The organism is Curtobacterium sp. PhB78 (assembly GCF_003751685.1).
GTDB lineage: Bacteria > Actinomycetota > Actinomycetes > Actinomycetales > Microbacteriaceae > Curtobacterium.
The window spans coordinates 158410-170804 of sequence record NZ_RKIA01000007.1; the positions used below are offsets into that span (position 1 = coordinate 158410).

Annotated in this window: 13 protein-coding genes; 8 read left to right on the forward strand and 5 right to left on the reverse strand. The window is 71.1% G+C overall.

The window, feature by feature from the left end:
- Positions 1 to 85: 85 nt before the first annotated feature.
- Positions 86 to 1123, forward strand: a complete 1038-nt coding sequence (locus tag EDF53_RS16680; RefSeq protein WP_123294587.1) for a carboxypeptidase-like regulatory domain-containing protein — start codon at positions 86 to 88, stop codon at positions 1121 to 1123.
- 16 nt (positions 1124 to 1139) lie between these two features.
- Here EDF53_RS16680 and EDF53_RS16685 read toward each other — a convergent pair whose 3' ends face one another.
- Complete coding sequence (locus EDF53_RS16685) at positions 1140 to 1622, reverse strand: hypothetical protein (protein ID WP_123294588.1); 483 nt, start codon at positions 1620 to 1622, stop codon at positions 1140 to 1142.
- A gap of 148 nt (positions 1623 to 1770) precedes the next feature.
- Between EDF53_RS16685 and EDF53_RS16690 the strand changes: the two genes are divergently transcribed.
- The 4 genes from EDF53_RS16690 to EDF53_RS16705 all read left to right on the forward strand — a co-directional run bounded on the left by EDF53_RS16690 (position 1771) and on the right by EDF53_RS16705 (position 4690).
- On the forward strand, positions 1771 to 2502 hold the full coding sequence (locus EDF53_RS16690; RefSeq protein WP_123294589.1) for a trypsin-like serine protease: 732 nt from the start codon (positions 1771 to 1773) through the stop codon (positions 2500 to 2502).
- A gap of 121 nt (positions 2503 to 2623) precedes the next feature.
- Entirely contained in the window at positions 2624 to 3511 is an 888-nt protein-coding gene (locus EDF53_RS16695) for an SDR family oxidoreductase (RefSeq protein ID WP_123294590.1), read from the forward strand.
- 29 nt (positions 3512 to 3540) lie between these two features.
- Positions 3541 to 3846 carry a Dabb family protein gene (locus tag EDF53_RS19460; RefSeq protein ID WP_165901138.1) on the forward strand — a complete coding sequence of 102 codons (306 nt, stop codon included), beginning with the start codon at positions 3541 to 3543 and terminating at the stop codon, positions 3844 to 3846.
- Positions 3847 to 3940: 94 nt separating this feature from the next.
- The gene (locus EDF53_RS16705) at positions 3941 to 4690 is read left to right on the forward strand and encodes a hypothetical protein (RefSeq protein WP_123294592.1); all 750 of its coding nucleotides are present in this window, start codon (positions 3941 to 3943) and stop codon (positions 4688 to 4690) included.
- A gap of 10 nt (positions 4691 to 4700) precedes the next feature.
- On the opposite strand, the gene EDF53_RS16710 is transcribed toward EDF53_RS16705, so the two are convergent.
- The gene (locus tag EDF53_RS16710) at positions 4701 to 5549 is read right to left on the reverse strand and encodes a helix-turn-helix transcriptional regulator (RefSeq protein WP_123294637.1); all 849 of its coding nucleotides are present in this window, start codon (positions 5547 to 5549) and stop codon (positions 4701 to 4703) included.
- An 86-nt stretch (positions 5550 to 5635) separates the two neighbouring features.
- Between EDF53_RS16710 and EDF53_RS16715 the strand changes: the two genes are divergently transcribed.
- Entirely contained in the window at positions 5636 to 6418 is a 783-nt protein-coding gene (locus tag EDF53_RS16715; RefSeq protein ID WP_123294593.1) for an SDR family NAD(P)-dependent oxidoreductase, read from the forward strand.
- Positions 6419 to 6509: 91 nt separating this feature from the next.
- Here the strand turns inward: EDF53_RS16715 and EDF53_RS16720 are convergent, their stop codons facing one another.
- Both EDF53_RS16720 and EDF53_RS16725 read right to left on the reverse strand, forming a co-directional pair.
- Positions 6510 to 8003: a putative Ig domain-containing protein gene (locus EDF53_RS16720; RefSeq protein WP_185021091.1), complete on the reverse strand. Its 1494-nt coding sequence runs from the start codon at positions 8001 to 8003 to the stop codon at positions 6510 to 6512.
- A gap of 141 nt (positions 8004 to 8144) precedes the next feature.
- Positions 8145 to 8987: a helix-turn-helix transcriptional regulator gene (locus tag EDF53_RS16725; protein ID WP_123294595.1), complete on the reverse strand. Its 843-nt coding sequence runs from the start codon at positions 8985 to 8987 to the stop codon at positions 8145 to 8147.
- A 101-nt stretch (positions 8988 to 9088) separates the two neighbouring features.
- Here EDF53_RS16725 and EDF53_RS16730 point away from each other — a divergent pair, with 101 nt between their 5' ends.
- On the forward strand, positions 9089 to 9772 hold the full coding sequence (locus tag EDF53_RS16730; RefSeq protein ID WP_123294596.1) for an SDR family NAD(P)-dependent oxidoreductase: 684 nt from the start codon (positions 9089 to 9091) through the stop codon (positions 9770 to 9772).
- 66 nt (positions 9773 to 9838) lie between these two features.
- On the opposite strand, the gene poxB is transcribed toward EDF53_RS16730, so the two are convergent.
- Positions 9839 to 11563, reverse strand: coding sequence for a ubiquinone-dependent pyruvate dehydrogenase (poxB, locus tag EDF53_RS16735; protein ID WP_123294597.1), 1725 nt, complete (start codon positions 11561 to 11563; stop codon positions 9839 to 9841).
- Between the two features lie 89 nt (positions 11564 to 11652).
- On the opposite strand from poxB, the gene EDF53_RS16740 reads away from it, so the two are divergent.
- Entirely contained in the window at positions 11653 to 12351 is a 699-nt protein-coding gene (locus EDF53_RS16740; RefSeq protein ID WP_123294598.1) for a phosphatase PAP2 family protein, read from the forward strand.
- Positions 12352 to 12395 lie beyond the last annotated feature (44 nt).

Here is a 12395-nt window from a genome sequence, read left to right on the forward strand (position 1 = left end):
GCGACCGCGCGCTCCGCGCGGGTCGCGGCTACGCTCCACTCCACCGGGGCCAGGGGCGGCCCCACCAGGGGACCAGAGGCACACCATGACGGGACGACGACGCGCGACGGTCGGGATCACGATCGCACTCACACTGATCGGCGTGCTCATCGCGCCCGTCACCGCGGCGGTGGCCGCTCCGGACGACGGTGCGCTCACCGTCATGCTGACCGACCCGGAGAAGCGGCCGCTCGCGATGGAGGGCGTGGTCGTCGACCTCCGCACCCCGGACGGCAGCACCGCTGACTCGGCGACGAGCGACCGCCGCGGCCGGATGACGTTCGACGCGGTCCCGGCAGACACCTGGACGCTGCACGGTGAACGCGAGGGCTCGTACGGCTTCGACGACGTGGTCCCGGCGGAGCGGACCGGCGTCGTGGTCAGCGCCGGTGGGCACGAGACCGTCGTGCTCGTGGTGCGGCGGGGTGCCTCGATCGGCGGCACCGCCCACAACCCGTACGGCGCGGACCTGTCCGGCGCAGCGGTCGTCGTCCGTGGCTGGAACACCGGCACCGTGCGGCGGACCGTCACCTCGCCCGACGGTCACTACTGGGTGCACGGGCTGCCGAGCGACGACTACAGCGTGCAGGTCAACGCGCACGACGAGACGCTCGACTCGTGGCCGGCGTTGCGCAACGAGTCGTGGGGCTTCCACCGTGATCCCGGCTCCACTGCGGAGCGCTCGTACGTCCGGGTCGCGCACCAGGTCGGGGGCCGCACCGAGACGGTCGTGGACGGCATCGATGCGAGCTCGACCCGGGGCGTCGCCCTCACCGGGATCCTCAACCCGCAGCTCGACACCGACTTCACCGGCGCCACCGTGCACGTGTACGGGGAGTCGATCGGCAGCACCTTCGACACGCACCTGAGCTACTGGTCGCCCGGTCGGGGCGGGACCTTCGGCGCAGTCCTGAGCCCCGGACGCTACAAGGTCGAGGTCGTCGGCTGGTCGCCGACCCAGCGCCGGTACGTGTCGTACTGGTACGGCGGTGAGGGCAACCGGCCCGTCGCGGACCGCGCGGCGTCGCACACGATCGTCATCCGCGACGAGAGCCGGTCGATCTCGTTCTGGAGCACCCGCTGACGGGGCCGCTGATCCGTCAGCCGGCGCGTCCGTCGGTGGGTGCCGGCTCGGTGATGCGTTCACCTGTCGTCGGGTCCCAGCCGACCGTGCGGGGTTCGGCGGGTCGAACGCGGCGCTCGGTCTTCGGGAAGAACCCTCGCGTGGTCGGCAGGTAGCTCAGGACCGTCGCGGCGACGAGGGCGATCGGGTAGAGGAAGCCCACGGCCCCTGCGCCGAGCACGAGCCCGACCACGGTGTTCACCACGGCGAAGCCGGCCACGATGGCGAGCCAGAGCCGTGCGGACCCCGATCCGCGGGCCATCCGGATCGCCAGCCAGACGAACAGGGCCGCGAAGGCGAGGCCGATGAACGCGCCGACCAGTGCGACGGCGAGCCCACCGTCGGTGTTCACCACCGCGACGACCAGGAACCCGAGGCGGACGAGCACCACAGCGCACCAGATGCCGGACGCGATGGTGACGACGGTCGGGCGCGTCCTCCGAGCGGAGTTCGTGCTCATGTCGCTCCTTCGGTCTCCCGGTCGACACGATCCTAGGGCGGCCCCGTCCGCCGAAGTGCGGACTGGCGCGGCCCCCGAACGAGGGTCAGGATGCTGCCTAGTTGCACAGCGCAACGGGTCAGGTGCTTCCCCCGACAGAGGAGTCGTCATGAAGAAGTCCATCGCAGCCGCGTTCGCCGCCGCGGCCGTCATCACCGCGGGTGTGTTCGCCGCGTCACCCGCCTCGGCACTGCCGGCCAGCACGAAGGTCGTCGGCGGCGAGAAGGCCCCCACCACCTCGTGGGCCGTCCAGCTCGAAGCGTCGGGCGGCTCCATCCCGTCGGGCTACGTCAGCAACTGCACCGGCGAGCAGATCAACGCCTCGTGGATCCTCACCGCCCGCCACTGCATCGACGGCATCGGTGCGATGAACGTCTACCACTCGAACTCCACGACCAACCGGGGCACCGCCGTCGCCGTCGACCGGGTCTCCGCCGCACCGGCCGGCGACATCGCGCTCGTGCACCTGAAGAGCGCCTACTCGCTGTCCACCTACGCCCCGCTCGACCTCACCGCGACCGCCAAGTCGAGCGGCACCGGCACCATCCAGGGCTACGGCCTGCGCGCGAACGCGACCCAGTCCGACGGCCTCTACCAGGCCACCGTCTCGCTCACCGGTGCGAGCACCGATGCGTACAGCGGTCGTGCGCAGCACCTCACCGGCGTGACCGGTGCCTCGAACCACGGCGACTCCGGCGGCCCGCTGCTCGTGAACGGCAAGGTCGTCGCCGTCTGCTCCACCGGTGACAGCGCCGACCCCGGTGCCGACACCAAGGCCGGCTCGAACTACGCCCTGCTGTCGCAGGCCTCGTCCTGGATCCGGACCACGGCCGGCGTCTGAACCACGTGGCGGACGGGAGGCCCGTGGCGACGCCGCCACGGGCCTCCCGTCCGTCATCAGCCGTGTCCCAGGACCGCAGCGGCTGAACGCGTGTCCACGCGCGACGACGACAGTGGAACGCATGAGCCAGTACGACAAGCGCGACCCGAACACCCTCTACCCGGCCCCGCCGTACCCGAAGCAGGAGCAGTCGCTGCCGGGTGCCGCGTGGAAGATGGACCCGAAGCCCGACCACGGCGAAGAGAGCTACGTCGGCCGGGAACGCCTCACCGGCTACCGCGGCATCATCACCGGCGCCGACTCCGGCATCGGTCGCGCCGCCGCCATCGCCCTGTCGCGTGAGGGCGCCGACCTGGTGCTGTCCTACCTGCCGGACGAGCAGGAGGACGCCGAACAAGTCCGCGACCTGCTCGAGTCCGAGGGGCGTCGCGCCGTCCTGTTCCCCGGGGACATCTCCGACGAGCAGTACTGCAAGGACCTGGTGCAGAAGGGCGTCGACGAGTTCGGCGGCCTCGACACCCTGGTCATGGTCGCCGGCCGGATGGACAGCAACGAGGACATCCTGACCCTCGACACGTCGATGTTCGACTCGACGTTCAAGACCAACATCTACTCGCTGTTCTGGCTGACCAAGGCAGCGGTGCCGCACCTCGAGCCGGGCTCCACCATCGTGACGACCGGTTCGATCCAGGCGTCGACGCCCTCGGCCGACAAGATCGACTACGCCGTGTCGAAGGGTGCGATCAAGCTCTTCACCGAGGCCGTCGCCCAGCAGCTCGCGTCGAAGGGCATCCGTGTGAACTCCGTCGCCCCCGGACCGGTGTGGACGCCGCTGCAGCCGGGCTCCGACGACGCCGAGACGGTGTCGCACTTCGGCGAGACCTCGCCGTTCGGCCGCCCCGGACAGCCGGCCGAGCTCGGTGCCGCGTACGTGCACCTGGTGAGCCCGGAGTCGAGCTACCAGTCAGGGTCGACGATCACGATCGCCGGCGGAACGCCCGCGTTCTGATCGGCGTCGTGACAGACGAAGGAGACCACGTGTCAGGAGTGACGCACACCGTGCTGGTCGAGTGGGACGGAGCGGACCGGTCGTCCGAGGCCGACGCCCTGTCGCGCGAGCACCTGCCGCGGATCGACGGTGTCGAGTCCGTGCAGTCGGGGACGAGCGTGAGCACCGAGGGGCTGGAGGGCGGGTTCCACTGGATGCTCGTGGTCCGGTTCCGCGATCGGGCAGCGCTCGCTGGGTACCTGCCGCACCCGGAGCACCGTCCGGTGGCCGAGTTCATCGGCGGGGCGAGTGCCCGGGTCGTGGTGTTCGACGTCGAGGACGCAGCCGCCAAGTAACGCTCTGGTTGCGATGGACGCCGGGGGGCCCGTTGCCCGTCGGGCGTCGACGTACGGTGGATTGCTCGACATCCGCCGTCGGAGGGAACAGACGATGCCCGGCAACCAGAACCCGCGCGTGCAGGACGGTACGAAGCCACTGCTGGACGACGGTGGCGGTCTTGTGAAGGGTGCCGTCCGGACCACCGGGATCATCATTGCGCTCATGGCATCGACTGTGCTGGCAGCATGCTCCGGAGCGCCGGTTTCGACGCCGACCCGGACCGTTATCGCGACCGCGACCGCGAGTGCCGTCGCGCCGCCGGAGCCGACGGCAGACACGAGCACGCCGACCCCCACCGCGACGGAGGCGGCGTTCAGCCTGTCGGACCCCGCCACCTGGACGATCTCGGCGGAGGAGGTCGGCCCGATCGCCCTCGGTGGCGAACTCCAGGGGGAGATCGACGACCTGTCTGCGGCCTACACCCGCAGCTCGGATGCGTGCCCGGCCAGCCCGGAGACTTCGTTCTGGGAGAGCGCCGATGCGCCTTGGCTCGCTGTCGTCCCGCGCGGCGGCAACGTGGCCGGTGTCGCCGTCGGCGGTCTGAGCCCGGAACCGGTGACGACGAACTCGCCCGAGACCGCAGCCGGGATCGGTGTCGGCACTGCGCTGGCCGAGGTGCAGTCCGCGTACCCGGACCTGCAGTACACGGGCACCTACGGCGAGCAACAAGGACCGTTCTCGCTGTGGAGTGTCCAGATCGGCGGAAGTTACATCACGTTCCAGCTCGGGGAGGACGGCGCGACGGTCGGCATGATCTGGGTGGGTGCGGTCGCCATGCCGCCGTACGAGTACTGCGCCTGACGGGCCGTCGTTACCGGCTGGGGGAATCGACACCCAGCAGGCCGAGGAGCGCGAGCGCGTCGGCATCGGGTGACCCGGGCGGGGCCGTGTAGAGGACGAGGTGCTGGTCCCGATCCGTCAACGCGAGGCTGTCGCAGTCGACCGTCACCGCCCCCACCGCCGGGTGGTCGAACGTCTTGGTGAGCACCGGTGTCGTCTGCACGTCGTGGCGATCCCACAGGCGCGCGAACACCGGGTTGCCGTCACGGAGTTCCTCGACGAGACCGACGACGTCAGGGTCGTCCGGGTACCGCGTTCGGCTCGTCCTAAGTTGCATGACGACGTGCCGCTGAAACTCGGCGCCGTCCGAGATTCCGTAGGGCCGAGCTGCCTGGTGGACGGCTTCGGTCGGGAAGGCGCGGCGGGCGAGGTTCCGGTCGGCCGGTGCGAGCAACGCGAAGTCCTCCATGAGCGCCGCCGCGAGGGGGTTCCAGGCGAGGACCTCGAAGCTGGCGGACAAGACGATCGCAGCGGTCTGCGGCAATCGTTCGACGAGCGCGAGGATGCTCGGGCGCACGTCACGCTGGACTCGGCCGACCTGCAACGGTGCCGTGCCGGACAAGGCGTGCAGGTGCTCCGACTCCGCCGATGTCAGCAGGAGCGATCCTGCAATTCCGGCGAGTACTTCTGCTGACGGGCGGGGCGCACGCCCCTGCTCGAGCCGGACGTAGTACTCCGTGGAGATGTGGGCGAGGACCGCTACTTCCTCACGGCGGAGGCCAGGCGTCCGGCGGCGCGACCCGGTCGGCAGTCCGACGTCCTCGGGGCGCAACCGCTCACGTCGTGAGCGGAGGAAGGCGGCGAGTTCCGGCTTGTCCATGACCCGAGTCTCCACCGGTTCCGGCCGGAGATCCTGGTACCGCTCGTACCTGTATCCGCACGCTCCCTCGGCGTGACGCTGAGCGCATGACGAACGACATCACATCCAACCCGATCGGCCTCTTGCCCGACAAGGTCATCCTCATCACCGGCGCGAGCCGCGGCATCGGCGCCGCGGCTGCTCGGCTCTTCGCGGATGAAGGCGCCCGTGTGGTCCTCGCTGCCCGCAGCGCCCACGCACTCGAGGGGATCGTCGCCGAAGTCCGTGCGGCCGGGGGCACGGCAGACGCTGTCGCACTCGACCTCGCGGACCCGGACAGCATCCGCGCGGCCGTCGAGCAGGTCGACGAGCTGCACGGCCGACTCGACGGGGCGTTCAACAACGGCGCCGCGATCCAGCAGCCCGGACCGCTCGACACCACCAGCGACGAGGACATCGATACCCAGTTCGCCGTGAACTTCCGCGGTCACTGGGTGGCGATGACCGCCGAGGCCGCGCTGATGCGTCGCTCCGGCGGCGGCGCGATCGTCAACACGTCGAGCATCGGCAGCCGCCGCGCGAACCCGGCGCTGCCGGCGTACGGCGCGATGAAGCGCGCACTGAACAGCATCACCGAGACGGCCGCGGTGACCTGGGCGCCCGAGCACATCCGGGTGAACGGGATCACGCCGGGTGGCACCGCGACCGAGATGATCGAAGCGTGGGAAGCGGCGACGCCTGGCGTCACCGCCCAGATCACCGCTTCGGTCCCACTCGGGCGGATGGCTGAGCCAGCGGAGGTCGCCGAGGTCGCCGCGTGGTTGCTCAGCGACCGCGCGGCGATGGTGACGGGGGCGATCGTTCCGGTCGACGGGGGTGCCGGGGCCTGACGCCCACCGCTACGCTGGAAGCACGACGGGCCGGCTACCGGAACGTCGCCAGCCAAAGGCCCCGCTTGCGGGGCCTTTGTTCGTGCACCCGTCAGTGCTGCTTCCGGCGGCGGACGGCCTGCAGTGCGACGACCGCGGCACCGATGACGGCGAGACCGCCGGCCCAGGGGAGCAGGTGCATCGCGTCCGACCCCGTGTAGGCGAGCTCCCCGGTGGTCACGGTCGGAGTGGCGACCGTGCCCGTGGGGGAGACGGCCAGAGCCGCGGTGGGCTGGACCACGACCGTGAAGGCGGTCGCGAACCCGCTCGAGGCGACCTCGAGGGAGTGCGTCGACGCCTCGGGGAACGTGACGTCGGTCGCGACCCACGGATCGCGGCTCGGCGTGATGACGTCGGAAGCGTGATCCGAGGTCACCGTGAACGGCACCGGGTAGCCGTCGGCGTCGTCGACCTCGTTGCCGAAGCGGTCGACCAGGTGGCCGCTGACGAGCAGGGTCCCGCCCTGGTCGATGGTGGGCTGGCCGCCCTCGAACCCGACCCCGAACCCGATGTACCCACCGTCGGGCTGACGGGTGGTCTCGTTCTCGAACGTCCAGACGGTGCCGTCGCGTTCGATGACCCAGCTGGTGGAGTGCGCGGTGAGGAAGGTGTCCTTGTCCTCGGCGGTGACCTCCACGCCGAGCGGTGCGGCGGCGTCGATCGTGATGTTGACGTACTGCGACGCGGTCGTGGTGCCGCTCGTCGCCACGATGCGGAACGCGTAGGTGCCGGAGTAGCGGGGTTTCCCGGAGAGCGCGCCGGTGGCGTGGTCCAGGGACAGGCCGTACGGCAGGTACCCGGACTCGTCACCGTCGTCCTCGCTCGCGTACGGATCGTCGAGCGAGTAGTAGGCGGCCGAGTACGTCGGTGCGGGGAAGCCCTCGGCGGCGAACGTGTGGGTGAAACGCTCACCTGCGACCGCGGAGAACGTGATCGGGTCGTCTTCGGTCGAGGCCTCCGGGAAGGCCGCCGCGTGCGTGACGACGGCCGTCGTGGTCGTCGCGGACTCGTCGGTGTCGCTGGTGATCGTGACGCTGATGGTCTTGCCGGCGTCCGCGGCAGCGACGACGTACGAGTCGGTGGTGGTCGGCAGGATTGCGTCGCCGCTGGCCCACGTGTAGGTCAGCTCGCCGGTGAAGTCGTGCCCGGTCGCCGTCAGGGTGCTGCCGACGGTCGCGTCCCCGGCGATCGTCACGGTCGGCGTCGCGGCCGGTTCTGCTGTGACGGGCGCGGTGGGATCGGGGGTCGCAGTCGCGGCCGGCGTGCTGACCGGCAGGGACGGTTCCGCGGTGGGATCAGCTGTCGCCTCGGCCGTCGGCGTGGACGTCGCCGCGGGAACCGGCGGAGCCGACTCGTCAGCGCCGTCGGCCGTGCTGTCAGTGCCCTGCGCCGGGGACGCGGTCGCGGTGCTCGTCGGCGCGACGGGCTGCTCGTCGGCGAAGGCGGTCGTGGCCGTCAACGCGCCGAAGCCGGTGCTCAGGCCGATGACGGCGATGGTCGCGCCGATCGCGCAGGCGCGTCGAAGTGTTGCAGTGCTGTGCTGCACGGGTGGTCCCCTCGGGTGTGCAGTCCGGCAGGAGACCGGACGTCTGAGATCGCCGGAAGCCGGCGCTCTCGGATCGTAGCCAACCTTGGAACGGGCTGAGGGCCACGTCGCGAGCATCCCCCACGAATTGGGGGCGAGTGCTCACTCCACCAACGACTGCGTTCCGAGCACGATCGCCAGCGCCAACCGCTCGGCGTCCACCGACCCGGGCACCGCCGTGTACGCCAGGATCCGCAGGTCCTCCGGCCCGACGACCAGGGTGTCGCAGTCGAGCGTGATGAGCCCGACGTCGGGGTGGTCGATCACCTTGCGGCGGGCCGTCTCGCCCAGCGCCGTTGCGCCCGAGTCCCACAGTTCGACGAACCGCGGGCTCGCCGCCCGCAGGTCCCGCACGAGCTGCTGCAACTGCCGGTCGAGCGGGTAGCGGGCCGCGGTCATCCGGAGTCCGGCCACCAGGTTCTCCTCGAACGCCGCCTGTTCCGCGGGCGTGTGCACGGCGCGGCTGCCGGCACCGACCAGGTGCCGCCAGGCGGTGTTGCGTTCGTTCCCACGCATCCCGCCGATCGGTCCCATCAGGGCTTCGTGCGGAGCGTTGGTCACGAGCAGGTTGCCGGCGGCGTCGAGCACCGCGACCGGGGTGTCCGCCAGCCGGTCGAGCAGCCGCTGCACGCTCGGCGGGATCCGCGACGGCACGACGTCCGCGCCCGGGGCCGCGTGCCCGGCGAGCCGGTACAGCAGCTCGCGTTCGGCGTCCGAGACCCGGAGGGCACGCGTCAGCGCCTCGACCACCTGGGCGGACGGCGACGTCGCGCGACCCTGCTCCAGGCGGGTCAGGTAGTCGGCGGAGATCCCCGCGAGGCCCGCGAGTTCCTCGCGCCGCAGCCCCGCTGCCCGACGTCGCGGCCCGACGGTCATGCCGGCGGCCGCGGGGGTGACGTGGTCGCGGAGCCGTCGCAGGGTGTGCCCGAAGTCCGTGTCCGCCATGCCACCAGTCTGCGCGCACGTCGCGGCCGCGTCCTGGCCCCAGCAGTCCTACGACAACCGGGCGACTCCCTGCCGACCGCGTCGAGCGTGACGCTGGACCCATGACAACGACACTCATCACCGGCGCCACCCGTGGCCTCGGCAAGGAAACCGCCCGCCAGCTCGTCGCAGCCGACCACACCGTCTGGATCGGCGCTCGCGACGCCGACCAGGGAGCGGCCGTCGCCGCCGAGATCGGCGCACGCTCCGTCCAGCTCGACGTCCGCGACGACGACTCGGTCGCCGCAGCCTTCGCGCACATCGACGCGAACGGCGGCCTGGACGTCCTGGTCAACAACGCCGGCATCGCGATCTGGGGTCTCAACGGACCGGACGCGCTCGCCGTGTTCGACACGAACGCCGTCGGGATCGTCCGCACGACCGAGGCCGCGTTGCCGATCCTGCGCCGGTCGACCAGCCCCCTCGTCGTCAACGTCGGCAGCGCGCTCGGCTCGTTCACGGCGGTCCACGACCCGGACAGCGCGGCGTCGACCGTGCAGGCCGCGGTCTACGGCGCGAGCAAGTCGGCCGTCTCGATGCTCACGGTGCAGTACGCCCGCATCGCACCCGAGGTGCGCTTCGTGGTCCTCGAGCCCGGCTACACGGCGACCGAGCTCGGTGGGGTGCCGAACCCGCACGGTCGCCCCGTCGAGGTGAGCGCGGCGACCGTCGCGGCCGCCGCGAGCGTGGGCCCGGAGGGCCCGACCGGCGTGTTCCTGGAGGACGGCCAGCCGCTCGGGTGGTGACGTCGTGACGGCCTGGAGGCTCGTGGCTGCGCCGCCACGGGCCTCCAGGCCGTCATCCGGTCGCGTCTACAGCAGCTGCCGCGCGTTGGTCGACGCGAGGTCCAGCAGCTCGTCGCCGCGACCGGACAGCACCGTGCGGATGGCGTAGAGCGTGAAGCCCTTCGCCTGCTCGAGCGTGACCGCCGGGGGCATCGACAGCTCCTGCCGGTTCGCGCGCACCGAGACGAGCGCGGGGCCGTCGTGCGCGAGCGCGGCGGCCATCGCTTCCTCGAAGTCGTCGGACACGTCGACCTTGAAGCCCTTGATGCCGATCGCCTCGGCGACCGCGGCGAAGTCCGGGTTCTGCAGCTCGGTGCCGTAGTTCACGAACCCGGCGGCCTTCATTTCAAGCTCGACGAAGTTCAGCGACGAGTTGTCGAACACGACGATCTTCACGGGCAGCTTGTTCTGCACGATCGTGATGAGCTCGCCGAGCAGCATCGTCAGCCCGCCGTCACCCGCGAGCGCGATCACCTGGCGGTCCGGGAACGCCGTCTGCGCACCGATCGCCTGCGGGACAGCGTTCGCCATCGTGCCGTGCACGAACGAGCCGATCAGGCGACGCTTGCCGTTCATCGTGAGGTAGCGCGACGCCCACACGACGGGGGAGCCGACGTCCGGGATGAACACGGCGTCCTGCGCGGCGATCCGGTCGAGCACCCGGGCGACGTACTGCGGGTGCAGCGGCTTCTTCCGGCCCGCGGGGACGGCCAGGTCGTCGAGCTTCTCGCGGGTCTTCCGGTAGCGCTTCAGCGATTCCTCGAGGTGCTTCGTCGGGTGCGAACCGGTGAGCAGCGGGATGAGCGCGAGCGCGGTGTCCTTGACGGTGCCGACCAGGCCGATGTCGACGGGGTGTCGCCGGCCGAGCTGCGACCCGCGGATGTCGACCTGCACGTGCTTCGCCTTGGCGGGGAAGAACTGCTGGTACGGGAAGTCGGTGCCGAGCATGAGCACGACGTCGGCGTCCTCCATCGCCCGGTACCCGGACGCGAAGCCGAGCAGGCCCGTCATGCCGACGTCGTAGGGGTTGTCCCACTCGATGTGCTCCTTGCCCCGCAGGGCGTGCACGATCGGGGCCTGCAGGCGCTCGGCCAGCGCGATGACCTCGTCGTGCGCCCCGGCGACACCGGCACCGGCCAGGATCGTGACCTTGTCGGCACCGTTCAGCAGCTCGGCGGTGCGGAGCAGCTCGGCCTCACTCGGCACGATGCGCGGCGTCGTGCGCTCGATGCGGGTGGTGCGGTCGTCCTTCGCCTCGGCGAGCAGGACGTCGCCGGGGATCACGAGCACCGCGACCCCGCGCTTCTCGATGGCCTCGCGCATCGCGATCTCGAGCAGGCGGGGCATCTGCGTCGGGTCGGCGACGTACTCGACGTAGACCGAGCACTCGCGGAACAGCTCCTGCGGGTGGGTCTCCTGGAAGTAGCCGGAGCCGATCTCGGCGGTGGGGATGTGCGCGGCGATCGCGAGGACCGGGACGCGCGACCGGTTGGCGTCGAACAGACCGTTGATCAGGTGCAGGTTGCCCGGGCCGCAGCTGCCGGCGCAGACCGCGAGCTCGCCGGTCAGTTCGGCCTCGGCGCTCGCGGCGAACGCAGCGGCCTCCTCGTGGCGGACGTGCTCCCACCGGATCGTGCCGTCCTTTCGCAGGGCGTCGGTGAAGCCGTTGAGGGAGTCCCCCGGCAGGCCGTAGACGCGGGCGACGTCGTTCTTGCGGAGGGTGGCGACGATGTTCTCGGCAACGGTTGGCATGCCTCCTGTCTACTCGCGGGCGGCTGCGCTGAGTGCTTTCAGAGGCTCGCCGGACCCGTGGTCGGAGTCCGGGCTGGGACGATGGTCGGATGACCGACGCGCCGCTGCTCCGCCCCCGCCGACCGGAGTCCGACGGCACCGGGATCCTCGAGCCGTCGCCCTACCCGCTCGTCTCCGTCGCGATCGCGGTCATCGCCGTGGTCGTCATCACGCTCGTCGGGTTCGCCCTCGGCACGGTCGACCTCGGACTGTCGAAGGCCCTGAACGCCCTGCACACCGGCGCGATCGGGGCGTTCACCACGGCGGTCTACCACGTCATCAGTCCTGGGCCGGCGATCGGGATCACCGTCGTCGTCGTGGCCGTGATCTGGTGGCGCACCCGGAGTCTCCGTCCGGCCCTGGCCTTCGGCGGCACGATCGCCATCACGTGGGTGCCGTCCGCGGTCGTGAAGGAGATCGTCCACCGCGCCAGGCCCGACGTCGCCGTGCTGCCGCACCCGTTCCCGGTGCAGCCCGACCCCGGGTACCCGAGCGGGCACACCGTCTACATCACGGCGTTCGTGATCGCGCTGATCTGGCTGCTGCGCGAGACCCGGTGGCACCGACTCGCACTGACGCTCGGGGTCGTCGCGATCGTGGTGGTGTTCTTCTCGGTGTCGATCGACGCGGTGCACTACCCGACCGACGCGGTGGCCTCGATCCTGTGGGCGCTCGCCGTGGCCCCGGGGGTGCGGGTGGTGTGGGTCGACTGGCTGATGCCGCGGATCCCGTTCCTGCGGGCGCGGTAGTCGACGGGGCTGCCGACCCGGAACGACGTCCTGGTTGTCGTGCG